The sequence below is a fragment of the Paenibacillus sediminis genome (assembly GCF_017873765.1).
Lineage (GTDB): Bacteria > Bacillota > Bacilli > Paenibacillales > Paenibacillaceae > Paenibacillus_AG > Paenibacillus_AG sediminis.
This window is the reverse complement of the sequence record NZ_JAGGKP010000001.1, coordinates 132284-157123: the sequence shown is the minus strand read 5'-3', so window position 1 is coordinate 157123 and position 24840 is coordinate 132284. Positions and strand designations below refer to the sequence as shown.

Genomic DNA, 24840 nt, shown 5'->3' with positions numbered 1-24840 from the left:
ATATTGATTTAATTGTATGTGGGCGCGCGCCTATCTGTGCCTGTACGGAGATAATAAAAGAAGCCCTCTTTAAATTAAACAGCTTCAATTATTACCATTTGCCTAAACATGGTAAACAGATATAATGTTCATTGTATAAAAATCAAAACTAAAAGGAATTGTTGCTATATAGGGTCTAAATTATTATCCGGACATACACAATTTGTACTAAACTATTTGAACCAACTCGGTATCAAAGCAAGTCGAAGCGAACGACAATTTTGGAATAACTTAAGCAGTAAATATGATAAGAAAACCATTAACCAATTATCGAAAGCAATGGCTGAACGCGATGAAGCTAAAAGCAGGAAACAGAATCTGAATCTTTCTATGAAATTAAAAATCATAGCCTTGAATTTAGTCTAGACGTCGCCAATTTCTCGTCAAAATTTGCGGGACAAGAGCAATTTGAATATGCATCGCTGGATATATATGTTAGAGCAACAAAGTGAAGTAGGAATATTGATAGTTCAAAAAACGAAGGACCTCACCTAAGAAATTAAGGTAAGGTCCTATGCCATTATTTATAGCAACTTCGTCCGATAAATAGGTTTATTCTCTAAACCACGAATGAGAGGTGTCCAGCTTTCCGTTTCTGGAGTTGTATCTAGCGCGTCTTCTACCATTTGCAGCTTAGCATCCAATGAATCAATATGATGAAGTGCGACTGCCTCTGCCATCTGAGGTTGGACAGGACTCCCCCATTCACCGAGGTTATGATGAGATAAGACCAAATGCTGCAGCGCGAGAACTCTGTCTGATTGAAGATCAATGTCTGAGCGTATTGCAGCTTCAGTGATCCAATTAGACGCCATCGAGATGTGGCCTATAAGTTTGCCTTCCACACTATAATCTGTAACGATCCCTAGCTGTGCAATCATTTCTTCCGGCTTCGCAATATCATGAAGAATAATTCCGGCCTTCATCAAGTCGGCATTTAGGAACGGCCGCTGTTTGCAAATAAATTCGCCGATTTCAAGCATCCGCACAATATGATAGGCCAAGCCTGCAAAATATGCATGATGATGCGTTTTGGCGGCAGGATAGTGCATTAATTTCTCTTCTACTTTTTTCACACAAAAAGAAACAATCGTTTTAATCTCTTCGTCATTGATGCTTTCCAGCACCTGTTTAATCGTATATATGAGATCAATCGGACGAATTGGAGCAGAGCGAATGAAATCGGTTAAGGCTACACCGTCTTCTTCTTGCGCTTTGCGTATTCGTATGATTTTGATTTGCAGCTTATCGCGATAGGTTTGAACAACGCCTTGTACTTTAACGAGTCCCATCGGGAAAAATGTTTCCTTATCTGCTTGAGTGACATCCCAGTACTTAGCTGGAAGTTGACCGCTAGAATCGCTTAGAACAATATCAAAGTAATCTTTTGACGGCGTGACATTGGTTTGTTTCAATTCCAGCTCCTTGAGCAGATAGAAGCCTACAAATTCATCTTGATTATTTAAACTTTTGATTAAAGTCATCTTTTCCCTCCACCATAAAATCATGCCCTAGAAATTTATCTTCTTACTATAATCATATCAGCTTTTATAGCTAGCAGAAATCCCCTGATCTCTTTGGCTTCGAATCCATCAAAAGTTCTTTCCCCTGCCGCAGTTAAAACTGGTAAAATAAAAGGGTCGGTTAATGAAGACAGGGGGAAACTCTTCATGCAGTTCACAAATCAGATAAATAAGGAATGGAACAACTTATCCAGAAATATCAAAATGTTCTTTCTAGCAAATGTATTATTTCAAATCGGCGGAGGCATGTTCTCCGTATTATACAATCTATTTATTCAAAGTCTTGGATACGGGGATGATATGAACGGGAACATTGTCAGCGTTCAATCATTGGCCACTGCACTGATGATTATTCCGGTTGGTCTGATTGGTGACCGAGCCAGCAGAAAGCGACTGTTGATTGTGGGTGCCTTATTTACCGGTCTTGCTTATATCGGTCGTTCTTTTCTCGAATCAGGCTTTAGCTTGTTAGCGCTTTCTGTCTTTTCCGGAGTGTTTGCTTCTATATTTCAGGTGCTCTCCATTCCATTTCTCGCTGAAAATGTACCTAGTGCGCAGCGTCTGCGTATCTTCAGCTACCATTCATCGCTCGTGCTTGCCTCTCAGGTGATTGGAAGCGTGGGAGGAGGAACATTGGCCGACTTACTTCAGTCATTAGGGATGAGCCGTATTTCTAGTTTACAGATCGTTCTGACGATCGGCAGTATCGCTACCCTTGCAGCCTTCATTCCATTGATGCTTATCACCGAGTCTGCAAAAGAAACGAAACAGAGCAACCAAACAACAGGACATACAGCCCACTCTAAAATTGCTGTACGACATTTAAAATCAGATTACATAACAATCGGTCGGTTCGCATTGGTCAATTTAATTATCGGGATTGGGTCAGGACTGGTTATCCCATATTTGAATCTATATTTCACAAATCGTTTTTCCGTATCTCTCAGTGCGGTAGGCTTACTTATTTCACTAGGACAAATTATGACGATTATTTCGATGTTGATCGGTCCTTCACTCGCATCGCGAATTGGGCCTGTGAAAGCCATTGTCTGCTTTCAACTTCTTTCCTTGCCATTCCTGCTGCTAACCGGGTTTACAAACATTTTGGCGATCGCAGCTGTCAGCTTCCTGTTCAGGCAAGCGCTGATGAATGCAGCGAACCCGATTCAATCCACCGTCTTAATCGACCGTGTGTCCGAATCGAGCCGAGGGATTGCCAATTCAATGACACAAACAGCCTTTACGCTGGGCTGGGCGTTTATGGGTCCAGTTCAATCGTATCTTATTATGAACCATGGCAGTTACTGGGGGTACGCCATCACCTTCAGTATTACAGGTACACTCTATGTATTTGGTTCAATTCTTTACTACGTCATGTTCCGTGAACGGCGCCTGCCTAAATGGTCTGGATCACAAACGAATGAGTTCGAATGAAAATGGAAGAGGCTTGGCAAATATTTGCCAGGCCTCTTTGCATTGGTCTGAACCCTGTAAATTACCATTCCCCAAATCTGTGTATTGCTATTGTATCCATTTTATGTTAGAAATAAAATGAACGACTGGTCAGTTTATTTAGAGAGGAGACCCTCATGAATAACAAAATCTACTTGTATGTAAAAGCACTTTCGGATTTAGGTTCACGGATGGATATGATCGTATTGGGAGCCTTAATTTATTCGGCAACGCAGAGTGTCGCTTGGCTATCCGCTTCACTCGCAATTGGAGTACTCGGCGGCATGCTGTCCAGTTTAATATCCGGCGTTGTGGCTGACCGTTTCGACCGAAAGAAAATTATGATCGTTAGTGACATCCTGCGATGCGGTCTCATCCTGGTGCTTATTTTCTTTCCGCAACCGGAGATGATTCTGATGGTCCGTTTTCTCATGGGTTTCTTCGGCAGCTTCTTTGAAGTTAGCTACAGTGCGGAAATCCCCCTGATTTACGGGGAGCGTAATCTACTTGCTATTAACTCGCTTATTTCGAGGATAGGCGCTGTCTGCATGGTCTTTGGCTTCCTTGGGGGAGGACTTATTCAAGATAGTCTGGGCTATGAAGCGGTGTTAGCGCTAGACTCCTTTTCTTTTCTGGTCTCTGCCTATGTCCTCATGAAAATGAAATGGACCTCCTCCAAGCCAAGCGGTTCGGTTCAGGCTGAAGCTCAGGGCTTGTCGTCTCAGAATCATTTTCGCAAGCAGCTTGATGACTTAAAGGAAGTGAAAGCTTATCTGTGGGCCCAGCCTGCACTTTTAATTGTATTCATGGTCTATCTGCTGGACACGTTCGGATCAGGCTCTCATAACCTCGGAATTCCACTGCTTGCTGAAAATATCAATCCGGACAGGCAAGCACTATTTTACGGTTTGATCTGGTCTGTATGGGGCGCTGGCAACGTATTATCTACCTATGCTATGCCCAAGATAGCTTGGTTCCGTAAAAATCTGTATAACGTGTATTTGTATGCTACCCCTTTTATGTCACTTGGATTTATGGCTATTTTTATGACAGATCAATTGTTATGGGTACTGCCAGCAGCGTTCATAACTGGCATATTTGACGCTTGCTCCGTGACAACGGCAACTACGATCTTTCAGCAAAGCGATAATCGAATCCGGGGCCGGGTATTTGGAGTGTCCACGTTTCTCAATAGGCTAGGCTTTGGAGTCGGTTTTATTGTAGCCCCCCTGGTATATAAGCATTTATCACTATTTCAAATGGTCGCAAGTCTACACACTGTTGTAATCCTCGCGGCATTAGCAGGTATCATCCTTTATCGAGTGGATTCAAGAAAAATACGAAACAATGAAAAGGAGCGAACAGTATGGACCAATTAACGCAAATGATGAAGCAATTGTCGGAGGCTGATGGCGTCCCAGGTTTCGAGAAAGAAGTCCGTTTTCAGATGGAAAAATGGCTGAAGCCAGTGTCTGAGGAAATGATGAAAGACCGACTTGGCGGTGTTGTAGGAAGAAAAACAGGTTCAACTGACGGGCCGCGCATACTGCTCACAGGGCATTTGGATGAAGTGGGTTTTATGGTTTCCCACATCACACCGAAAGGATTTCTTCGATTCCATCAGCTTGGCGGATGGTGGCCCCACAGTCTGCTGTCACAGCGGGTAAAAATTAAATCACAAAAAGGCGACGTCATCGGGATCATCGGCTCCAAACCTCCGCATGTCATCACATCGGAAGAACGTAATAAGGTACTTCAGCTTAAGGACATGTACATTGATATTGGAGCCTCTAGCGCTGAAGAGGTTCAGGAAATGGGCATTTATCCCGGAGATCCAATTGTGCCGATTGCAGATTTCTTCACCATGAAGGAAGACAGTCTATGGGTGGGCAAAGCGCTAGATAATCGTGCGGGCTGTGCGCTTGCGATTGAAGTTATGAACCGACTTCATAATGAAACTCACCCCAATGTAGTGTTCAGCGGAGCAACCGTTCAAGAGGAGGTTGGGATTCGCGGGGCCGGAACTTTGGCTGAGCTTGTGAAGCCAGATATTGCTATCGCGGTCGATGTGGGAATTGCCATGGATACTCCTGGATTAGAATCTGGAGATACCGCATGTGAGATGGGCAAAGGGCCGATGATTGTCCTCTATGACGCAACGATGGTGCCGCATGTTGGCCTTCGGAAATTAATCTTTGATGCGGCCAAGGAACTGCAGATTCCTATTCAAACGACAATCATCCAAGGCGGTGGAACTGACGCAGGGAAGTTTCATACACACGGAATCGGTTGCCCTTCTATTGCACTCGGCTTTGCGACGCGATATATTCATACACATAGTGCTATTATGTCGCGCAAAGATTTCGAAGAAACAGTTACGCTTGTGACAGAAGTGATCAAGCGACTGGACTGGGACCAGGTCAACCAATTTCTTCAATAGTACACCGCATCCCTGCCTAAGGAGAGATAAAAATGTCACCCAAAGTTTCCGATGCATACAAAGAAGAGAAAAGAGCGTCCATCTTAGCGGGAGCTTTGCATTGTTTTACGGAAAAAGGCTTCCAAGCGACTACCGTTGAAGATATTGTGCGCCATTTAGGAATTAGCAAAGGGGCCATCTATAGTTACTTTTCAAGCAAAGAAGATATGTATATTCAAATGGCCGATGACAGAATGAATGCCATGGTGGAAAGCCTGAGCGCCCAATTCAAAGATATAACAAGCGCCGCCGATAAAATTCGTTTTTTATTCGACAGATTTCAAAAGCAGCCGCTCCATGAACTGAGAAAATGGCTGACATTTCATATGGAGTTTATGTTATACGCGGCTCGCCAGCCTGAATTAATAGATTACTTTTCCAAATATTCAAGCAAAGCCTTATCGTTGGTACAGAAAATAATAGAAGACGGCAAAAAAAGTGGAGAATGCCGGGCCGACCTCGATGAAACGGCCGCTCCGTATCTGTTCTGGGCAGTGAGGGACGGCTTGGCGCTTCAATTCATGCTGTACGGAGAGGAAGCGGACTATCGATCAATTCTAAAGGACATGGAGAATATGGTGCTCCGTTATATTCTAAAGTCCCCTCCGAATTAATTAATATCGACAGATTGAACAAGAGTAAGGCCTTGACTCTAATGTGAGTGTTCATGGCCTTACTCTTGTTTATGATAATTCGACATTGTTTTGTAACTATTGCTCATTAGCAAACTAATCTATTCGTTTATGTATCAATGCATCCAAACTTATCTGAAAATCAGACCCTGGTCCTTTACACTCTTCTTAATCCGCTGATTTAGTGATCAAATCATAAACTTTTTTCAAGTTTGTCTTAAAATATGTAGTAAAGTACCAGCCTTGATAAGCTTTTGGTACTAAAATATCATCAATGCTTTTCTTACTTTGAACGGTTTCCGCCACCAATGCCACTATATCGTTTATGTAACCTTTCACCTCATAAAGTTCTTTCATGGAGCAAACTTCGCCATGACCCGGTACGATTGTTTCTACACCAAGTCGTTCGACTCGCTCCAAAATATTTAGCCATTCCTGGGGATTTGCATACATCATTACAGGGTGATGCTTCGAGAGCACCAGATCCCCCATGACGGCAGTTTTTTCTTCAGGCAGGTACACGAATGCATCACTTTGCGTGTGACCGCCGCCATACGTGATGAGTTGCACGGTCCGATCACTGCCATGAATACTCATCTGCCCATCAAAAGTTATCGTTGGTAGTGTATATACCAAATTGGGGAGCATTTTCATGTACTCACGGTCACTAGCATTTTCCCATTGCAATTCCTTTTTTAACTTTTCGTCCGTCTCTTGTTGTATTTTCTCCTCAACTTCGTCGATAGCCTGATAAATCGGTTCCGGGTTGGACAACTGCTGGGCTAACCTGTTTTTTCCGAATGTAGCCATAATTTCACGTGTAGTAGATGTAGAAATGATTTGTGCCTTAGGGGTAAACAGTTGATTCCCGCTCGTGTGGTCACTGTGCCAATGTGTGTTGATTACATAGGAAACTGGGTTTCCCGTGAGGTACATTGCAGCTGCCTTCAAATCCTCTGCAGCCTGTATTGTATTGAAGGTATCCACCACAAGCGTTGTATCACCTAGATCAATGATTGCTGCGTTCCCTACAGAGCCGGTACCAGGGACCGAAATTGCTGCAAATACACCCTCAGCGACGTGATTCAGCCGGAAATGCTTTGAGCCCGTGAATGTTTCAATTCGATTTTTCATGTGTTAACTCTCCTCCCACCTGAAATGATAGCTTTATACTATCACAGTTGTTTTTTTCAACTGGGCTTGTTCAGGATTCGGAACTTGAAATTAATTGCCTTGATTATTTTATAAAACATATGTTCCCATGTCAATTGTTGGTAGTCAGCTATTATACCTCGAGTTCATCCGGCCAATGAATTTGCACACCTTGTTGCACAATTAATTGCTGATAGGCTTCAAGATGCGCTTTATTCGCATGGACTTCATGAGGCGTCACTTGATTAAGAACAGCGTATGCCGCCAAATATCCTGCCGATTCGCCTATATTCCATTCCGTTGGATGCAGACGGTAGCACCCATTTGTGATCTGTGTTGTTCCGATATTTTTGCAAGCAGGCAGCAGGTTTTTCACGCGAATAGGCAGCAAGGCTCCTAGTGGTATTTCATAGGGATACGTCGGAATATAGAACGTCCGGTTGGTGACCGTCGTCAAATGCAAATCTAGATGATAACTGCCTACACCCACACTGTCTTCATACCGGCATATGCCTTGATCACCTCGTATTTCCTTACTGACATGATGCTCCGTCACCGTATAAAGAGCCTTAATACGGCGTGATTCACGGATATACGGGCGCTTCGCAAGACCGTCCTCGGTGTCCAGCACATCCTTACGTAATCGAATACCTGGATAACCCTTACCTCCATCCGGCCTTGGCGTTTCCGTCTGAAGCCAATAAAGAACAGAGAGACTTAATTGTTTGGCATTTTCGAGATGCTGATTACGCTCTTGATCCGAGACTCCGTATATAGGCCCGAGGAAATAATCATTTTGCGGCCAATTGATGAGCGAAATATCACTTTCATAAATAGACTTCGCAAATAAAGAAGCCTCGATAATTCTTCGATAGGTCCATAGAGGCATCAGTCCGCGTTCATCTGGAAAAAGCGAGTATTCCTTAAATTTAGTTGTATCATTGGCATCATTAGCGAACCAGCTTAATAGAGGGAAACGTGAATGCCGCGGCACAAATTTACGCCAAAATTCATACTGCTTCGGCCTCTCGATCGTAAAATCTCCACCCGGAATATAATCCAGTGCGAACACGTATGTAAAGGCCTGCATGTCGAGTGGATTCGCTGCTTCGCTCGCATGCGGCTCCCCTGTCTCGCTTCGCCCTTCTGCGCCCATAACAAATTCGACGCCTGCGAGCGGCAGCACATCTCCGCATTCTGTCGCATCCAGGAAATAAGCCGCTTTTAAAATAGTTCGTTCTCCAGTTACACAGTGCTCTATCGTAACATGCCTAATCCAATCTCCCTCAGTAGAAGCATCGACAGGCTTATGTTGATATATAACACAAATACGCCCGCTGTTCACATAAGGGGCCAGCATATCTTCTATGACCCGCTTAGCGACCTTAGGTTCATGACAAAGACGGCTGACCCAGCCATTACCTGGATTCAGGAACTTATTCTGCCGAACCTCTTCCTTAAGCGGATAATTCTCCTTATAGTAGGCACGAACTCGATTCCGAAATTCCCGATAGGTAGCCGTGCAGCCAAACTGTTCGATCCACGGATGTTCATCCGGCGGAACCGCTTGGCTTGTCAGCTGACCGCCTAGCCAGTCGGTCTCTTCTGTTAACATTACGTGCAGACCCATTTTCGCTGCCGCCAAAGCGGCCATACACCCTCCAAGTCCGCCACCAAGGACAACGACATCGAACTTTTGTAATCCTCCCACAATCATTTCTCCTTCCCATGAGTTAGATGATTAGAACCCCTTAGTCAGCATCGCTAGTCTAGCCGCTCCAATGGCGCCTGCTTGATTGCCAAGCACAGCGGGTCTAACCTCAATCTTCGAAGGCAGCAGGTTTAATTGTTTCTCAAGCAAGTCCCACCAGAACGATTTGGCATCCACGATTCCCCCGCCAATGATAATTCTGCCCGGATTTAATCCATTATGAATATTATGAATAATAAGTGCTAAGTCTCTAACAAATTGCCCTACTACACGGGCGATTGCTGGATTGCCTTTTGCAAAATCAGCAAATACTTCATGACCTGAAGCATAAGGGACATTCGCTGCTTCCTGTGCTGAACGGACAAGAGCAGTCCCGGATATGTACTGCTCAATACATCCTTCCATTCCGCAATTACATGGACGACCGCGAGGGGTAAAGATAACATGCCCCCATTCTCCGCCAGTCCAGTTCGCTCCTCTGTAAATCTCTCCTCGAATCATATTGGCGCCGCCTACACCTGTACCGAGCGTAAGCATTGTAAGGTCTGAGCAATCTTTACCCGCACCTAACCAATACTCACCTGCAAGTGCCACGTTCGCATCATTATCAACAATCACCTTACGTCCAAAACGCTCCTCTGCCCATTGTTTAAGCCTAAAGCCATGCCAGCCGGGCAAATTATCGGTGGCGTACACAATTTGCCCTGTGTTCACATCCACTACTCCAGCGGTTCCGATGCCGATTGTAGCGATATGCGGAAATCGCCGCAATAATTGCTGGGTTACTTCCTGAACATGCAGTACGATGTGTTTTTTTCCCAGCGCCGCATCCGTAGGTTGTTGAATTTCACCCAGCTTCTCACCCTGACTGTTCATGACGATTCCTTTAATGGATGTGCCTCCGATATCAATTCCGATCGTTTGCATCGCCATCACGACCTTTTCCTAAATTAAGAGGTTTGGCTCTTTAGTTTGTTTTTTAATAGTGTATGTTTAATCTCTTGCGCATATCGCTCGGTAATCAGTTGAGGTCTCGTAATGGCGGAGCCGACCACAACCGCATGCGCACCTAAGATCAGCATCTGTGCAGCTTGTGAAGGCATATGGATTCTTCCCTCCGCGAGTACAGGTATATTCAGCTCACCTGCTGCCTCCTGTACCAAAGCAAAATCAGGCTCCTGATGCTGCGGTGAATATGATGTATATCCAGATAGTGTTGTTGAAATACAATCTACACCGATTGATGCGGCGTATTTTGCTTCCTCAAGAGTAGAGATATCTGCCATCATTTTCTGCCCTTTTTCCTTCATATAAGCAACTAACGACTCTAACTGCTCACCATGAGGACGAGGCCGCCTGGTTGCATCTAGTGCGATAAAATCAACACCGACCTCCATCAGTTCCTTCACTTCTTTAAGAGTGGGGGTGATGTACACCTCACTATCGTCATAGTCCTTCTTAATAATGCCGATAATCGGGAGGCGGGTTACTTGTTTAATAGCCTTGATATCCATAACACTATTCGCACGTATTCCGACAGCGCCGCCAAGCTCTGCAGATTTAGCCATCTTCGCCATCACTTCCGCACCATACAGCGGCTCATCTTCAAGTGCCTGGCATGAGACGATCAATCCTTTGTAAATTCGTTCGAAAATAGGCTGATCAAATGTAGGCTTCATTTCCAGCCCCGTCACCTCCTTATGAAGAATCGCTGTTTGAACTAAATGATCAATGCCGAGCTTGCAGTCTTTCATTCTGATGCTCTATCACATGTGTCTTCAGGCCAACCTCAAACATTCGGCTCCAAGGCATGTAACAATCATCGATCACAATTTGATATTGGTCGTCATTCAGATTGGATTCAATAAATTGCTGAAGCTTCATTTTCACTAATCTCGCAACTTCCCCTCTTTGACCGTCTACGGAAAAATAATTGTATCCCATCTGAGGAAGATCATACTCACAAACTGAGCCGCGTACTAAAGCGCAGTAACCCGCATCCTCTACCATTCTGAGTCCCAAGAAGTTACGATGATTTACGGTATTCCCGTAAAGCTGATAAACAATCGCTTGTGCAATCGCGGTTCCCAAAGTATTAGAGCTTGTATTCCAGCCCGCGTAACCTGCCAGCTTGAAGAGCAGTTTCTTCTCTTTCAATAAACGAAGCAGAGTCAAATCGGCACCATTAGCAAAGGCAACATCGGCAACCGCACACGGTTTGTTTACATGATGGATGACATAATCCGCAATCTCTGTAAACTCAACAATGTTTCTTACAATCTGATAACCCTGATTAGGCATCTTCTGAGAAATAGATTCCATCATCGTCTCCCCGGGGGAATTAATACATAGGATAAGATCTGCTTCTTGAAAGGAAGAAGCCATGAGTCCGCCTGCGGCTAGTATTTGATATTTCACACTTTCAAAGAGCAACCGATCTTCATACAGAGGGATAATAAATGGACCCTGAATACTGGAAAAGTGCGGATAGATGAGCGGCTTGCGTCCCTTCATCTCATTGATCATCCGTGCTAACATTGTACAGCCTACTTCATCGGCACCCGGGTACATATAGACCGAAAGTTCTGTGCCAAGGGTCCTCACATGATCTCGAACTTGCTGCTGATTGACGGCCGTCAAACCAAATGGCGCAGAGTCATCCTGCGGCACAATCATAAAGTCAACGATCTTCTCTTTGACCAATTGCACAGCTAATTTGTTCACTTCAACGTTAACAGCACGCCGATGAATATAGTCGTTAAGGTAGGCAGCAGGCAGTACCGCTTCTATTTCCTGAAGCTCAGCCTTCTCTTCATCAGTCGCAATATTCAGCTGAATCCGATGCTTGATGTATCCCTGTCTAAAAATTTCTCTGCCCCAACGCTCATAGTAATCCGGTTCCTCATCATCGCTCGAATACTGCGGGCATCTCATAATGAGATTAAACGCAAATAGTTTAAGAGAGGGGTTTATTTGTTTTAACATCCTCAGCTGATTCAGTCGTTCTTCACACTCTTCGATTGTCATACGATGAAGTCTTGAAGGAATAATTCCTCCGTACAGCAGCGTATCGATGGATATTATCGCACCATCTGCATCTGCCGTCTGTTCAAACAGCCATCCCCATAGATGATCCGTATTGGCCGGCACCTTTTTAAGTCCCATCATTTCAAGGCTCGGCTTCACTATCGTAAATTCCGTTCCTTCTGCTAAGTCGCTTGGAAAGTCATAATTACACGGGCGTTCATCCAAAGGAATATAAATGATCTTTTTCATATCTATTTACTCCTGTTCAGTTCACTTTGAATTTTCCGAAATACGGAATAACTTCGCTGCGCACATTCTGAAATCGAAATTGGATGAAAATTGATGATTTCCGCATATAATGTGTCGTCCAGCGGTTCAGTCCACCGGCTTGGCAGCCTGCTCGCTCCGAGCATTGCCCCCATAATCGAGCCCAATGTCGCACCGTTGCAATCGGTATCCCAGCCGCCCAATACCGCTGTTGTGATCGCCGTTTCAAAATCCCCTTCGGAAAAAAGAAGCGCTGCAGTTACCAAAGCCGCGTTATTGATCGTATGCACCCAATTGTAGCTATTAAAAGCCTGCTCTATTCGTCCCACAAGCTCGATTTGATCATGACAGGTTTTCGTTATTTCAATAGCCTGATGAATGGCCTGAGCGAGCCTGCTCTGCTGCGGAATTTCACTTAAGCCGATACGCACAATGTCTTCTACATCGTCAGTTACAAAAGCAGCGGCAATCATCGCAGCTGTATACATTTCTCCATAAATCCCGTTCTTAACATGAGAGAAGGAACCGTCCCGCCAAGCAAGCTCCGCTGCCAGTTCCGGATTTCCAGCTGCTGCATAACCAAATGCATCCGCACGAATTTGCGCGCCGATCCATTCGCGATAAGGATTTAAATAGGTTCGTACCCACTCTTTGCGCTCTGGCCAATTGCTAGGTTTCTTGTAATTTTCTCGCGGGGCGACTTGAATGAAATTGATGTAAGATTGCGTCTCGGCGGTACACACCTGTTGATATGTCAAATATTTGTGCCATAGATCACCGATGTCCCACGAATCCCACTGCAATCCCTTTTGTTCCAGGAGTACGAGCCCGAGTACGGTATAGCGTAAATCATCATCGCTTTCCATATAGGTCATCATGTCACGATAGCTGTGTATATTCGGCATCTCGATAGGGTTCGTTAGCTCGAGTCTGGAATGACGCGGAACATATCCTTGAATCGGCCAAGCATCGGCACCTTCGTACCATGCCTTGATCCAGAACCAGCCTGGCTTACCATCCTTACCTACATTAAACGGATAGCTCTCTAGCGGCTTTCCGAGAGCGCATCCGCAGCATCGCCCAAGCCATGCTCCATAAAATTTATCCTTCCACTGCGAATCATGTAACGTGTCATCTAATTTACGTGGACCTGCAGGACGATCTAAACGGATGTGTTCCAAGTCAGACGGCTCGATATAACTGAAGTCCTGGCGTTTAGGAAGGCGCTGCATTTCTTCATAGACCTCCAATAAGCTTGCTCCATCAGTCCCTGCCGCCTGTAATTTCTGATGCAGCCCTGCTGTGTCATATCCTTCTTCATCAAGTTGAGTAAGCTCTAAATTCAACAAAACGTCTAACGCTGCATAACCGGCCATGATTTACCCCACCCTTCATCACTTGACGGATAAATCAAATTCGAGCCCTTCCCACCAGCTGTAGTCATCTAAATAACTCACATCGAACAGCATGACCCCATTTGTCCGTTCTTTGCACATGGACACTGCTTTCGCAAATTGCGCATGGTTCCCTTCATAATCTTTCAGATATAGGCTGGCAATGACCGGAATCTGCCCGTTAATCGCTTCAAGGCTCATCTTAATAGCTCCTTCTACGCTGTACCATTCCGCAGGCCTTCCATTGTGCACGGCTTCTTCAATTCGAACTTCTGGATAGTAGCAACCCGTCATTATAAAATCGAGTTCATCTGCGTACGCAGAGACATGATAGTCCTTTGAAGCCCAAGGTAAGTTTGCACGATACGTGCTGCTCGCCCAATTGACGCCTTCGTTATAATACAGCGGATACCATGATCCTACATAAATACTGAAAAGCAGATTCGGATTTATGGAATTGACCAGTTTTTTTGCAGACTGTACAAAATGTTTGATGTTCAGTGCGCGCCATTCCGTCCATTTTCCGAACCATTTACCAAATTCGATTTGTTTCGTGCCATCCTTCAATGTAAAAATATCGCGCGGCCACTGCTCCACAGGCTGCTGAATATATGTTTCGAATGATCTTCTGCTTAACTCACTAAAATCACCATAGACATTCGGATAACGGCATCGGTCGAGGACAATACCAGCAATATCATACTTTTCCGCGATTTCCTTCAAAATGCCGAGCTCATGCCGGGTCACTTCTTCATGAATGGGATTCACAAAAATGGTATCATCATCCGCATTTTCAGCTGCCATAGGTTCAGAAGAAAGACTCGGTTTGTACAGCATCACTTGCCAATCCCGCTTCTCATAAGCGATGCCGTCCTTCGACCTTGTCGTTCCTTCTGTAAACACATCGACATTGGCAATGATAGAAAGCCCAGCAACTTGAGCTTCTTGGATCATTTCGGCAAGGAAGTCACGACCCTCCCAAACCTTATAACGACCGTCCGACCAACGACTTACATGATAAGCATACGCACTTGGATAAGTTGTGTGGCCATAAGGAATTTTGGCGTCAACTACTAAATGGGTTACTCCAGCTCGTTTGGCGCTGTTCACGAGACGCTGTCTCTCCGCTCGGTCAGCCAAGCGGACACCGTTCGCAATAAAATCAACCCATAATATATTCGCATCCTTCTCTATGGATTGCTTCATGATAGGACCCCCTCAAATTGAAAGTAGTTTGATGGATCTATTACATTTTAACTGCGCCGACCATCCCGTTAATAAATTGCTTCTGTAAAATTAGGAAGATGATAATCATCGGAATAATCGATATGATCGTTCCCGCTGCGATATAAGGAAAATTATACGCTAGCGTACCTTGCAAATACTGCAGCGCTGGCGCGAGCGGGTATTTATCTTGATCGTCAAACACGATGACCGGCCAAATCAAACTGTTCCAGAAGGCCATAAAATCAAAAATGACTACTGTCGCTACGGCAGGACGTATCATCGGAAGCATAATACTGAAAAAGATTCTAAATTCACGAGCCCCGTCTATTCTCGCTGAATGCTCCATATCGTTTGGAATCGTTATGAAAGCCTGACGAAGCAGAAAAATATTAAAAACACTGATCGCCGAAGGAAGTACAACACCGAGCATCGTGTTGTATAAATTGAGCTTCTGAATAATGATAAAGTTCACAATCATACCGGCCGCATTCGGTAAAACCATCGTACTTACGATCGCATAAAATATAAAATTCCGTCCTGGAAACTGAATACGAGCGAGCGGATACGCCGTAATGGTGCAGAGCAGAAGATTTAAGCCTACACCCAGCCCCGTCATGTAGACCGTATTGTAGATGTATTTCCATAGCGGCATAATGTCAAAGACATCGATAAAATTTTTAAACGTGATCGGATGAGGTATAAATTGCGGAGGGAACGCGTACACATTTTCTCCTGTCTTAAATGCGGTTGAGAGAAGCCAGAGGAATGGCCCAAGACAGAATAGAGCTGCAATGACAAGCAGTATATAGAGCAAGATGCTAGCCATAACCTTTTTCCAGCTGCGTGTCTTTTTATAAGAGCGGTGTGTTGAAACACGAGATTGGACAGAAATTGAAGTGGAGTTGCTATTCATAATAATTCATCCCTCCTCTTCTCGTATATCTGAACAGAAGAATCGTAAAGACCATAATTAATAAAGAAACGACAAGACCTACTGCTGCACCATAGCCAAAGTTATAATCTTGGAAAGAAATTTTGTACGTGTACACACTTGTCGTTAATGTAGCAGAGGCCGGATCCCCTTTCGGGCCGTGCATAACAAAAATTTCATCAAAGACACGAATAGCGCCCATGACGGACAGAAGCGAACATAGCATAACGAATGGCATGAGCAGCGGAATCGTAATATGCCAAATGACTTTCCACCGTCCAGCGCCGTCAATTTTGGCCGCCTCTTGAAGCTCACTCGGTATCGATTGCAATCCGGCAAGATAGATCATCATGTAATAACCGAGACCCTTCCAAATGGTTACACACATGACGCCGTAAAGAGCTAAATTCATATCTGACATAAATGAGATGGGGCCGTCAATGATTCCTGCAACCTCTAAAAAATAATTCAAAATCCCGTCTTCTTCAAACACCCATTTCCAAGCGATTGCAGCCGCCGTCATGGAAGTCACGACTGGGATAAAATAAGCCGTTCGAAAGAAATTAACAAACCGCAGCTTATTGTTGACGAGCACTGCCATCAAGATCGACAGAAACTGGATTACAGGTACTACGATTACATATAAAATAGAGTTCTTAAGAGAGACCCAAAAATCAGGATCATGAAAAGCTCTGTCAAAGTTTTTGAGTCCAACCCATTTCGTTGTATCAACGGCCGAATAGTTCGTAAAGGCTAGCGGTAGACCATATACAATTGGGATAAAGGTAAACACGATCAATAATATAATTCCAGGAGTAAGCATGGCATAAGCGAATCTAGTTTGGCGGGCCTGCTCTTTCGATAAAGCCAATCGATTTCCCTCCTTTTAAAAAATAGGAGTGAGATGGACTCACTCCTTACCCTTTTACTCGCTAGCGTTAATTTCGTCGAGTTTCTTCTGCATTTCAGCTTGAGCCTTCTTCAGCATTTCTTCCGGCGTCACTTTTCCATTCAGCATTTCCTTCCACCCTTTCCAGAGCGGATCAAGAACATCTCCTTCGTTTTTTACACCAAGTGAGAAGTCTTTACCCATTGAAGCCATTTGGGCTGTAATGACTTTAGCTTGTGATTCAGGATCGGTTCCGGCTTGCGTGAAGAATGGATCAGCTGCAGCTTTTTTCGTCGATGGAAGAATATTAACGATTTTACAGAACTCGAGTTGAGATTCATCGTTTGTAATAAAGTTCGCGAACAGAATCGCTTCTTTATGGTGAGTACTCATCGTCGGAACGACGACGTTCATGAGGCCTGCTTGCACATTACCGCCTGGTTTCAGGGTAGGCATTTTAGCGATGAGGGTGTTATCATACACATCTTTTGCGTTTGTTTTTACGCGGCTCAAGAACTGCGCGCCTGTAGTCAATGATGCAATTTTACCTGCTTGATATTTATCAGTGGCATAATTGGCATCAGCGGATAAGCTATCCTTCGGAACAATACCTTGATCATACAGATCCTTGTTCCATTTCGCCCACTCTAATGCTTCCGGCGTATCGACAATAATGGTCTTCTTATCTTCGCTAATGATCGGTACACCTAAGAAATAGAAATCAGCCGGCGGATTATAAGTTGGCACGAAGCCGTATTTGCCTGTCTTTTCCTTAATAATAATTGCCTGTTGTTTCATTTCTTCGTACGTTGTCGGCGGCTTGTTCGGATCGAGACCCGCTTCTTCATAGATTTTTTTGTTATAAGCGAACACGGACAGACCATAGTACCAAGGGAATGCATAAACGCTTTCACCAAGTTTTGTCGAATTGTACAGATCCGGGAAATAGATCGAACGCTGCTCTTCGGTCGCTTCCTTGTTCAAATCAACGAGTGCGTTTTTCCCAGCCAGTGTCATGGTCATACCGGTATTCAAATTCACAACGTCCGGCGATTTGCCGCCTGCGATGGATGTGAGCAGTTTATTTTCCATGGAACCGTACGGGAGATCTGTCCATTTCACCGTAATTCCTGGATTCTCATCTTCGAATTTTTTAATCCGGCCATTTATATAATCATCAAAATTAGGACTTAACGAGATGGTCCAAAATTTAAGTTCAACAGGTTCTTGTTTAGGTTCTTCTTTTTTGGCTGTGTCTGTATTCGTATTCGTCGTTTCCGTAGTGGTACCCGGCGTTTGCGCTGTATTATTCTTATCGCTGGAACTGCCGGAACCGCAAGCGGCAATCAATGAAATCAACATGACCATTGCTAATAGGAGTGCAAATGAACGATACCTCTTTGACATTTTTGCTTTCCCCACCTTCATTGAATTGATATGTTCCCCTTGCCTTTCAACTAACGAATCTTGAAATGAGCCGCATCCCTCCTAAGTGCGATCTTCGTTCATGCAGAACAACGAAAAAAAACAAGATGTTTAATTCTTATAAAAATTCCATAATGTTCCTATATCCCATGTTAAGACCCAGTAGACCAACCGTCAATACTTTTTTGAAAGTTTTTTTCACTTTTATCAATTATTTTAAAGGAATATTCCATTTGATGGCAGAATACTTCTATTAAGCACATTTGAATACCTTTTATAAAAAGGAGAAAAAGGAGTTGTGTACCGATGACAAGGTTGAAAATCGGGGTAATCGGCGCAGGATCCATTTCAGAGGCCCATTTAAACGCTTATCTGCATAACGAGGAAGTGGAGATTTACGCCATTTGTGATTTGAATGAGCAAAGAGCGAAGGATAAGTCAGCAAAATATGGTGCCAGTCATTACTATACCGACTATAACGACCTGCTCGCGAATCCTGAAATTGACGCCGTAAGCATCTGCACTTGGAATAATACACATGCAGAGATTGCTATTTCCGCCTTAAATGCCGGCAAACACGTACTCGTAGAAAAGCCTTTATGTAAAACAGTAGAAGAAGCGCACCGTATACAAGAAGCTGTAGAGCAGAGTGGTAAATTGCTTCAAGTCGGCTTTGTGCGTCGGTACGCTCCGAATACACAAATTTTAAAACAATTTATAGATAACGGAGAGCTCGGTACGATCTATTTTGCCAAAGCGACTTGTCTTCGCAGACTCGGAAATCCGGGAGGATGGTTCTCCGATCAAGAGCGTTCCGGCGGCGGACCGCTCATCGATCTCGGCGTACACATTATCGATATTTGCTGGTATTTGATGGGGATGCCAAAGGTTGTCTCAGTCAGCGGCAATACGTATAACCGGCTTGGAAATCGGTCTAATGTAAATAATCTATCGTTCTATAAGGCCGCCGATTATGATGCGTCCAAAAATAACGTTGAAGATTTGGCAAACGCCCTCATCCGATTTGAAAATGGGGCTTCACTGCTGGTTGATGTAAGCTTTACACTTCACGCCAAGAAGGATGAGCTCACTGTGAAACTATACGGTGATAAAGGTGGCGCTGAAATCGAACCAGAGCTCGCGATTATCAGCGAGAAATACGATACGATTCTCAATGTTCAACCGCAGGTCGACAATTTGTCATTCGATTTTGCAGCCGGCTTTCAAAATGAAATCAATCACTTTATAGACAGCTGCTTAGAACGCAAGACGACATTAAGCCCCGTTCAGCACGGTGTAGAGATGATGAAGATTTTGTGCGGAATCTATGAATCCAGCGCTCTGGGCCGAGAGGTAAATTGGTAAAAAACGTCCGCGAATGCGGACGTCTTTTTATAGTGAGGGGATTACTGCGCTCTAACCGTCGCTTTAATCTCCTGAACGAGCTGGTCTGTATAATCAATGGAGCGAATTGAACCTTCGGTCTGCTCCTCAATGCCTTCGAATTCTACGGACAGCCAGCCATCATAACCGTTGTTATAAAGCTCAGTTAGTATGAATCGCAGGTCTACTTCACCCTCACCGGCAATAGTCGACAAGTACAACTGGCCACCCAGCGCATGGTCGAATACTCCCTCTGCCTTTTCCGATACCTGAATCAAATCCTTAACATGCACATGTGCCACGTTATCGATGAGCTCATGAATCGCATCGTTAGGGCTTTGACCGACTAGCAGGAAATTACCCGTATCAAATGTACTGCGAAGAGCCGGAGAATGAATGGCCGCAATAATATCGTTCACTTGATCGCTTCTGCCGGCGAACAGCCCGTGATTTTCTAAACAGAGCACAACATTGTTGTCCTCGGCATATTTGGCTGCGGCAGACAGGCCTTCTAATACGTACTGCATCCCTGTTTCATAGGAGATAGATCCGTCATGAGGCTGATCTCCTGAGAAAACGCGAACGATACGTGTACCTAGATGAACTGCTGTATCGATCGAATCTGTAATTTCTTTGAGCTGCTGCTCACGTTCCTCAGCGGTTGGAAGTACGAAATTGTTACATGCACAAAAACAGACAACTTCAAGCCCATGTCGTTTCAGTGCCTCTACCACTAAGGGAAGCTCTTTCTCCTTATCCCGCCAAAAAATACTTAACAATTCTACACCAGCAGCCTTCGTCGCAGCAGCAAAATCCAAGAAACCCAGCACATCCCATGAACCGTTGTACCAATACTTGTGTACACTCCACATGCTTAAACTAATGTTCATCCCCATCCATCTCCCTTGTTTTCATCACGAATCACATTTCAAGTTCCCTTTCAAAGCAAACTGCTTCAAGCCATTCATGGGTGTCGTGCCTGCGTCCCTTGATTACGACCTTATTCTCGATTACTTCTACCAAGACGCTCTCGCTGCACGGTCCCTCTATCGGATGCAGATCCAAATCATAAGGTCTTCGCACCGAAGAAGTACCCATATGTCCAATCACATCCTCTACATAAATATGCTTGCTGGAGAGCTCCGCATGAGTATGGCCAGAGAATAATATAATTTCTGGATATTGCGACAAAATATCACGAAACCGTTCGTCCTGCACAACGCCTTTCTCTTCAGGACAATGACTGCCAGCAACTGTACCTGGCAAAGGTTGATGCAGGAACACAAAGATAGGTTTCCTTTTAACGCGAGCTTGACCAGCATTCCGATGCGCATTCAGCACTTCTTCAAGCCATGCAAATTGTTCTTCCGAAATCCACGCATCCTCCAAACTTTCCGGATGACGATCACGGTATTGTTCTCCGCTTAAAAAAATAAGATGGGAGTCCTCAGTCCATACGTCATAATAACTGCAAGAAAGTCCCATCTCGGAAGTAAATAATTTGATTGCTTGTTCGCTGGACCATCCGTTCGGAAAAGTCTCATGTACCATTTGCCGCTTCTCATTGTGCCACATTTTATAATATTCGTGGTTGCCGTTCGTTACATAAATAGGCGGCAAATGTCGCTTTTGAATAATCTCCTTCAGCAGTCTATAATCATCCTCGTGTCCATCGGTCAAGTCGCCATTCATGACAATAAAGTCAGGGCGCTGCTCAAGATTCATATAATCGTCCAGCGCTTGAATCAGTCGAGCCCCCGATTCCTCATCCCATGCAACAATATGAATGTCGGACATCACCGCGAACCTCATGATCCAGCACTCCTTAACAAATCATTCATTATCCAGCTCGGTGGAATCCATTCCCCGCGGCCCTTAGTTATGATCCCCTTTGCCTCCCTTCGAGGCACGAACAATCGTCACTGAGTAGTTCTTCTTGAGTCCATCTTCAGAAATGACGTTAATCATCACCTTGTTTGGACCGGTGTGAAGCTTCACAGGAATATTCGCACCGCCCGTATACCGTTTGTCGTCCACAACAATAACAGTTTTCGGATGATCCACACTCGCTGAGATGTTTAGCTTCGTCACTTCATTTCCTACCTGTACTGTGTATGCATAAGTGGATGGCACAAAGGAAGGCGTCAACGACCCAGCACTTACCGTTAAATTGCTTAATTGTGCTTTCAATTCTGCCTTTGAGAAATATACATCGATCATTTTGCTGCCGTAATCCAAATCATGGTTCATTCGATGGATAACTTCTGGATGAATCGTTCTGCTCTCAAGAAGTTCACTCTTTATCATTTCGATCTGTTTCTTCACCATGCCTGATGTCTCTGCCTGCATATCTGGATCGATATTCAAAGTTCTCACAGCCGACTGCAGTACCCGTTTAAATGTATTCGCTTCTTTGCTGCTCATACCCTGAAAAGGAACATAAATCTCATCGATTTTCCGAATGATCTCTTCCATGACCGTCGAGAGCGGCTTCGTCTTACGATAATCAGGCATGATCGCTTGATTGCGGAAAAGGCCGATTTTCAGCACTCTGTCATATTTGTAATTGAATAAGCCTTCAAATTCGAACAGTGCTACACCCGCTGCACCATTTTTGTTCGCTTCATTTATCTGATCGACAACAGCAGAGGTCGAATTACCTTGGAACGTATCCAATCCTGAGGAGACGAAGGCATTGTTGCCAGCTAGTAGCAATGAGTTCTTCAAATCGGCCACGGTTAATGCCGAGCCTGGCGCATAGGACATATGGAACAGCTCATCGATCAAATTGTTGTCCAGCCAATTCTTCGTCTCCTGAGCGTGGGTTTTCGGCGCTTCATCATAATTTGGCCAGACGGCTGCTGTAATTTGGAGGTTCGGTTTTATAGCGTGTGCATCGCTCACAACCCTTGCAACCCAAGAGTTAATAATATCTGCACGGAACTGCAGCCATTCATTCCAAAATGCGTCTCCTGGATGAAGATTAAGCGGATCAACCCCATATTTCTCGCTAAATAAATTTCGAGTATATGTGTCGTATCCAAAATCATTCGTGTAATCTCCAGAGCCCGGGTATCTTGCATAATCTAAATGCAGCGAGTCAATATCATATTTAGTTACAAGTTCTTTGTAGACCGAAGCCACGAAATCTCTCGCTTGCGGCAGCGCTGGATTGAGCCAATACCATTTGGCATTGTAGCTGCCTTCCTCATAGTCAATACCTTGTCTGCTTATGAGTCGCCAATCTGGATGATTCTGTACTACCGGGCCCCCGGCGAAGAAGTTTTCGACCCAAGCATGAATTTGTATGCCGAGCTTCTTCCCTTCTTGAATGTAAGCGCCGAGCACATCGAAGCCTTTATACATCGGATTTAATTCCGTATCTGGAATGGATGTCGGCCATGTCGTATATCCGTCCCACCACGTTTCTAGATAGATCGTGTTGATACCTGTATCTTTAATCTTTTGCAAATGATCCTTAACCTGCTCTATATTGGTTTCCTTAGGCCTTAGCCAAAGCCCGCGTGTCTGCACCTTAGGAGATTCATAATTCATGTAGTTGGCATCTGTAACTTGCATATCTAGATTATTTAGTAAATCAATAAGTCCGTTTGTACCGCCTTGGTATATTTGTTCTTTCGCCTGCTCATACACTGTTTTCGCTTCTGCAATCTTCTGTTCGATTTGAGCATATGGCACATCCATAAATTGAGCCTTGGACTGCTGAAGCGCCTGTTCCGCGCTCTCAATACTAATCGCCGCTTTATCCAAATAGGACTCCGGTGTGAAAATGATTAGCACTTGTTTTTTGGCAAAATCAAAGCTCACTTTCGCACCGACCGGCGCGTTATTCGTTAACCAGGTATTATTAACGCCGTGCCCAGACAGCACGTAACCGCCTTCAGGAATTTGCTTGTTGTTGCCGCCGCTACTAATGACATAACCTTGAGCGTTGACTGCCACTTCATTTCCCCAAGGATTAGTCCCCGTTTCAGTGCCATAACTCCGATCATAGACGATCAACTGATTCGTGCCTCGAAATCCAGGATAAGGCTGATTGCCATCATTATCCCAGCCGCCCGGATTGTCTTCTTTCGTCTTCGGATTATAAGCATCAAACGTCGTTTTCGCTGCTTGGTAGACGAGACTATCCGTCACAAGCTCCACTTCTGCTCCAATACTCACATGGCCGACTAGCTGATCGTAGTAAGGACTTGCCGATTGAATGGATAAGACATATCCGTCCGCTGGAATCGCTGAATTGTTATCTTTATAACCTCCCGTGTTCGGATCATACTCGATCGCCACAACGTTCGTTACCTTATTGGCAACAACACTAATCTCCATCCCCCATGCATTCTGATTCGTCGCTGCACCGTAAGAAGGATCAAATAGAACGACTTCACCCGCTCCGCGCGGTCCATTTATTTTATCGATGCCTACCGCAATTCCATTTACCTTCATATATTTCGTCGGCAAAATAGGAATGTCTGCGTTAACAGTCTGCACCATCTGACCTACATCTAAGTTTAGAGCTGCCGCTGCGCTGCCTGCTGCTGAAATAACATAACCGTTCACAGGGATATATGTTCCTCTTTGACCATTAAGTCCATAAGTACTCTTTACGACGGATACCCCGTTAGCAATAATGTATTGAACGGTATCCTCGGCAAAAGGCCTTGTCTTTTCTCCAAAATTACGAGTATATAAGGCAATCGAGTTCGGCTGCTGCTCTTGATCAACGTAATCAATCGGCAGCATCGCCCCATTCTCCGTAATCAGCTGCGGTCCTCCCGTTACCGGTTCTGGAAGCGTATATCCAATAATCTCAACTGGATCGCCTACAGCTATATTGTCTTTAATCCACTGTTCACTCGTTCCGTGTCCAAACAGCACGAATCCGTTCGTCGGAATCTGAACAGCGCCTTCCCGATAAGTAACAGAGGTCACGGTATATGCACCATCTTGGTAATCAACGACCGCGGCAGCAGCATACGGATTCGAATCCGTCATCTTGCTACTGTTTTGTCGTGTAAAGAGAATCATTTCATCAGCTGCCCCAATGGCCCTGTTCACAGCAGTAATACCAATAGTGCTTCCGTTCGAGGCTTTGGCAGTTATAGATTGATCGGCTGATGCAATAGAAATAGTCATAGGAAAGATGAGAGCTAAACATAAAATGAAAGACAGCAGATTCTTCAATTTCATTTTCGCGCCTCCCCAAATTCTATTCATTTCACTTCCTAACACGAACACAACTTGTCAGTATCACCTCCCTCAATCATTTATGGGATATTCCTCTCCGTGTT

General features: G+C 44.5%; 19 protein-coding genes. 5 read left to right on the top strand and 14 right to left on the bottom strand.

Features of this window, described 5'->3' with window-relative positions:
- Nucleotides 1-563 precede the first annotated feature (563 nt).
- Nucleotides 564-1523 carry a 3'-5' exoribonuclease YhaM family protein gene (locus J2Z20_RS00790; protein WP_209844417.1) on the bottom strand — a complete coding sequence of 320 codons (960 nt, stop codon included), beginning with the start codon at nucleotides 1521-1523 and terminating at the stop codon, nucleotides 564-566.
- A gap of 186 nt (nucleotides 1524-1709) precedes the next feature.
- Between J2Z20_RS00790 and J2Z20_RS00785 the strand changes: the two genes are divergently transcribed.
- The 4 genes from J2Z20_RS00785 (at nucleotide 1710) to J2Z20_RS00770 (ending at nucleotide 6107) form a co-directional block, all read left to right on the top strand.
- Entirely contained in the window at nucleotides 1710-2996 is a 1287-nt protein-coding gene (locus tag J2Z20_RS00785) for an MFS transporter (protein WP_209844415.1), read from the top strand.
- 155 nt (nucleotides 2997-3151) lie between these two features.
- Nucleotides 3152-4393 carry an MFS transporter gene (locus J2Z20_RS00780; RefSeq protein ID WP_209844413.1) on the top strand — a complete coding sequence of 414 codons (1242 nt, stop codon included), beginning with the start codon at nucleotides 3152-3154 and terminating at the stop codon, nucleotides 4391-4393.
- Nucleotides 4381-5454 carry a M42 family metallopeptidase gene (locus J2Z20_RS00775; RefSeq protein ID WP_209844412.1) on the top strand — a complete coding sequence of 358 codons (1074 nt, stop codon included), beginning with the start codon at nucleotides 4381-4383 and terminating at the stop codon, nucleotides 5452-5454. Before J2Z20_RS00780 ends, J2Z20_RS00775 begins: the two co-directional genes overlap by 13 nt.
- 32 nt (nucleotides 5455-5486) lie before the next feature.
- Nucleotides 5487-6107, top strand: coding sequence for a TetR/AcrR family transcriptional regulator (locus tag J2Z20_RS00770; protein WP_209844410.1), 621 nt, complete (start codon nucleotides 5487-5489; stop codon nucleotides 6105-6107).
- Nucleotides 6108-6293: 186 nt separating this feature from the next.
- On the opposite strand, the gene J2Z20_RS00765 is transcribed toward J2Z20_RS00770, so the two are convergent.
- From J2Z20_RS00765 to J2Z20_RS00720, 10 genes are all read right to left on the bottom strand, one after another.
- Nucleotides 6294-7259: an MBL fold metallo-hydrolase gene (locus J2Z20_RS00765; RefSeq protein WP_209844408.1), complete on the bottom strand. Its 966-nt coding sequence runs from the start codon at nucleotides 7257-7259 to the stop codon at nucleotides 6294-6296.
- A gap of 151 nt (nucleotides 7260-7410) precedes the next feature.
- On the bottom strand, nucleotides 7411-8994 hold the full coding sequence (locus tag J2Z20_RS00760; protein ID WP_209844406.1) for an FAD-dependent oxidoreductase: 1584 nt from the start codon (nucleotides 8992-8994) through the stop codon (nucleotides 7411-7413).
- 24 nt (nucleotides 8995-9018) lie between these two features.
- Nucleotides 9019-9921 carry an ROK family protein gene (locus J2Z20_RS00755; RefSeq protein ID WP_209844404.1) on the bottom strand — a complete coding sequence of 301 codons (903 nt, stop codon included), beginning with the start codon at nucleotides 9919-9921 and terminating at the stop codon, nucleotides 9019-9021.
- A 17-nt stretch (nucleotides 9922-9938) separates the two neighbouring features.
- Complete coding sequence (locus J2Z20_RS00750; RefSeq protein ID WP_209847133.1) at nucleotides 9939-10667, bottom strand: N-acetylmannosamine-6-phosphate 2-epimerase; 729 nt, start codon at nucleotides 10665-10667, stop codon at nucleotides 9939-9941.
- A gap of 49 nt (nucleotides 10668-10716) precedes the next feature.
- Nucleotides 10717-12264: a DUF4127 family protein gene (locus tag J2Z20_RS00745; protein WP_209844402.1), complete on the bottom strand. Its 1548-nt coding sequence runs from the start codon at nucleotides 12262-12264 to the stop codon at nucleotides 10717-10719.
- A gap of 2 nt (nucleotides 12265-12266) precedes the next feature.
- Nucleotides 12267-13658, bottom strand: a complete 1392-nt coding sequence (locus J2Z20_RS00740; RefSeq protein WP_209844400.1) for an ADP-ribosylglycohydrolase family protein — start codon at nucleotides 13656-13658, stop codon at nucleotides 12267-12269.
- Nucleotides 13659-13676: 18 nt separating this feature from the next.
- Nucleotides 13677-14882, bottom strand: coding sequence for an alpha amylase family protein (locus J2Z20_RS00735; RefSeq protein WP_209844398.1), 1206 nt, complete (start codon nucleotides 14880-14882; stop codon nucleotides 13677-13679).
- A gap of 40 nt (nucleotides 14883-14922) precedes the next feature.
- Nucleotides 14923-15816: a carbohydrate ABC transporter permease gene (locus J2Z20_RS00730; protein ID WP_209844396.1), complete on the bottom strand. Its 894-nt coding sequence runs from the start codon at nucleotides 15814-15816 to the stop codon at nucleotides 14923-14925.
- Nucleotides 15809-16705, bottom strand: coding sequence for a carbohydrate ABC transporter permease (locus J2Z20_RS00725; RefSeq protein WP_245251815.1), 897 nt, complete (start codon nucleotides 16703-16705; stop codon nucleotides 15809-15811). Before J2Z20_RS00725 ends, J2Z20_RS00730 begins: the two co-directional genes overlap by 8 nt.
- Before the next feature lie 54 nt (nucleotides 16706-16759).
- Complete coding sequence (locus J2Z20_RS00720) at nucleotides 16760-18130, bottom strand: ABC transporter substrate-binding protein (RefSeq protein WP_209844394.1); 1371 nt, start codon at nucleotides 18128-18130, stop codon at nucleotides 16760-16762.
- Nucleotides 18131-18454: 324 nt separating this feature from the next.
- Between J2Z20_RS00720 and J2Z20_RS00715 the strand changes: the two genes are divergently transcribed.
- Nucleotides 18455-19513 carry a Gfo/Idh/MocA family protein gene (locus J2Z20_RS00715; RefSeq protein ID WP_209844392.1) on the top strand — a complete coding sequence of 353 codons (1059 nt, stop codon included), beginning with the start codon at nucleotides 18455-18457 and terminating at the stop codon, nucleotides 19511-19513.
- A 41-nt stretch (nucleotides 19514-19554) separates the two neighbouring features.
- On the opposite strand, the gene J2Z20_RS00710 is transcribed toward J2Z20_RS00715, so the two are convergent.
- From J2Z20_RS00710 to J2Z20_RS00700, 3 genes are all read right to left on the bottom strand, one after another.
- Nucleotides 19555-20421 carry a sugar phosphate isomerase/epimerase family protein gene (locus J2Z20_RS00710; protein WP_209844390.1) on the bottom strand — a complete coding sequence of 289 codons (867 nt, stop codon included), beginning with the start codon at nucleotides 20419-20421 and terminating at the stop codon, nucleotides 19555-19557.
- Between the two features lie 31 nt (nucleotides 20422-20452).
- Entirely contained in the window at nucleotides 20453-21343 is an 891-nt protein-coding gene (locus tag J2Z20_RS00705; protein ID WP_209844388.1) for a metallophosphoesterase family protein, read from the bottom strand.
- A gap of 63 nt (nucleotides 21344-21406) precedes the next feature.
- Entirely contained in the window at nucleotides 21407-24739 is a 3333-nt protein-coding gene (locus J2Z20_RS00700) for a family 10 glycosylhydrolase (RefSeq protein ID WP_209844386.1), read from the bottom strand.
- Between the last annotated feature and the right edge of the window lie 101 nt (nucleotides 24740-24840).

Coding starts and splice junctions, on each gene's coding strand:
- J2Z20_RS00790 (WP_209844417.1), bottom strand. CDS start 1,523: ATGACTTTAATCAAAAGTTTAAATAATCAAGATGAATTTGTAGGCTTC.
- J2Z20_RS00785 (WP_209844415.1), top strand. CDS start 1,710: ATGCAGTTCACAAATCAGATAAATAAGGAATGGAACAACTTATCCAGA.
- J2Z20_RS00780 (WP_209844413.1), top strand. CDS start 3,152: ATGAATAACAAAATCTACTTGTATGTAAAAGCACTTTCGGATTTAGGT.
- J2Z20_RS00775 (WP_209844412.1), top strand. CDS start 4,381: ATGGACCAATTAACGCAAATGATGAAGCAATTGTCGGAGGCTGATGGC.
- J2Z20_RS00770 (WP_209844410.1), top strand. CDS start 5,487: ATGTCACCCAAAGTTTCCGATGCATACAAAGAAGAGAAAAGAGCGTCC.
- J2Z20_RS00765 (WP_209844408.1), bottom strand. CDS start 7,259: ATGAAAAATCGAATTGAAACATTCACGGGCTCAAAGCATTTCCGGCTG.
- J2Z20_RS00760 (WP_209844406.1), bottom strand. CDS start 8,994: ATGATTGTGGGAGGATTACAAAAGTTCGATGTCGTTGTCCTTGGTGGC.
- J2Z20_RS00755 (WP_209844404.1), bottom strand. CDS start 9,921: ATGGCGATGCAAACGATCGGAATTGATATCGGAGGCACATCCATTAAA.
- J2Z20_RS00750 (WP_209847133.1), bottom strand. CDS start 10,667: ATGAAGCCTACATTTGATCAGCCTATTTTCGAACGAATTTACAAAGGA.
- J2Z20_RS00745 (WP_209844402.1), bottom strand. CDS start 12,264: ATGAAAAAGATCATTTATATTCCTTTGGATGAACGCCCGTGTAATTAT.
- J2Z20_RS00740 (WP_209844400.1), bottom strand. CDS start 13,658: ATGGCCGGTTATGCAGCGTTAGACGTTTTGTTGAATTTAGAGCTTACT.
- J2Z20_RS00735 (WP_209844398.1), bottom strand. CDS start 14,882: ATGAAGCAATCCATAGAGAAGGATGCGAATATATTATGGGTTGATTTT.
- J2Z20_RS00730 (WP_209844396.1), bottom strand. CDS start 15,816: ATGAATAGCAACTCCACTTCAATTTCTGTCCAATCTCGTGTTTCAACA.
- J2Z20_RS00720 (WP_209844394.1), bottom strand. CDS start 18,130: ATGTCAAAGAGGTATCGTTCATTTGCACTCCTATTAGCAATGGTCATG.
- J2Z20_RS00715 (WP_209844392.1), top strand. CDS start 18,455: ATGACAAGGTTGAAAATCGGGGTAATCGGCGCAGGATCCATTTCAGAG.
- J2Z20_RS00710 (WP_209844390.1), bottom strand. CDS start 20,421: ATGAACATTAGTTTAAGCATGTGGAGTGTACACAAGTATTGGTACAAC.
- J2Z20_RS00705 (WP_209844388.1), bottom strand. CDS start 21,343: ATGAGGTTCGCGGTGATGTCCGACATTCATATTGTTGCATGGGATGAG.
- J2Z20_RS00700 (WP_209844386.1), bottom strand. CDS start 24,739: ATGAAATTGAAGAATCTGCTGTCTTTCATTTTATGTTTAGCTCTCATC.